The sequence below is a fragment of the Microbulbifer okhotskensis genome, from assembly GCF_023895975.1.
Classification (GTDB): Bacteria; Pseudomonadota; Gammaproteobacteria; order Pseudomonadales; family Cellvibrionaceae; genus Microbulbifer; species Microbulbifer okhotskensis.
Map to the genome: position 1 here is coordinate 1 of NZ_JALBWM010000321.1, position 880 is coordinate 880.

An 880-nucleotide genomic window follows, 5' to 3' on the forward strand; every position below is an offset into this window, starting at 1 on the left:
ATCTGGCCGTGGTTCCTACCTATTTCGCCCCCTAAAACTGTCCGAAGTATTGATAATAGCTCTTATTCAACTCTAAGGTTTCAACTTTTCCTGATACTGGATCAGTCAAAGAGGCACTCTTAATAAAGATTTTTTCCGACTTTTTAGAGAGCACATACAAGGAAGAGTATCGAACAGGGAATGATGATGTGAATGTTCGAAAATTTGGTACTACCTCAAAATCAACTACATCATTAATTTCGCCACCGTAAATAATTGCCTGCCGAATTTCGTGTGATTCAGAATTTCGATAATCTTTGATACTTACGACTGAACATCCAGCCTGAAACAGGCAAGCTATAAGCAAAAAATATTTGATGTTAGCCTCCTCGAAATGTAACGCCCGCCGCACAGGCGAGCAACTTGTTGCGAGTCCAAAGCGCGAAGCGCGAAGCGCGTATTTGTGCCGGCGCTTGTTATAACTCCGGAGCCTCATGGATCTCGATGACCTGATAGGACGCTCCAAACTTGTTCCCCACAGGCAGTTCTTTTAGCGACACTTTAACAGAGTGGATGTCATTCTTCATAAGGGCGTGACGTCCATAGATGACATTAAACTGTTTCCGCGTCACACGCTCATCCACAGACGCAACTACTTCCATTTTGTATAAGTAGAATGTTGCCCAAGGATGGCAGCTCTCTTCATCGTCTTCATAACAAATCTCGGATGACGTGATTTCTGTATCTTTTAAAAACTCAAGATTTCCAATGACGACGAGCTCCTCAGCTGAGGCAAAGCTAGTTAAGAGAAGGAAAAGTTCTACTATCAATATCTTCATTAGGAGTTAGTAGTGGTAGGACAGCCGGTTACCCTAACTGCCCCCACGCAGATCCGGACGTG

At 43.8% G+C, this 880-nt stretch carries 1 protein-coding gene; it reads right to left on the reverse strand.

The window, feature by feature from the left end; translation table 11 throughout:
* Positions 1-455 precede the first annotated feature (455 nt).
* Positions 456-818, reverse strand: coding sequence for a hypothetical protein (locus MO867_RS22315; RefSeq protein WP_252473262.1), 363 nt, complete (start codon positions 816-818; stop codon positions 456-458).
* Between the last annotated feature and the right edge of the window lie 62 nt (positions 819-880).

Coding starts and splice junctions, on each gene's coding strand:
- MO867_RS22315 (WP_252473262.1), bottom strand. CDS start 818: ATGAAGATATTGATAGTAGAACTTTTCCTTCTCTTAACTAGCTTTGCC.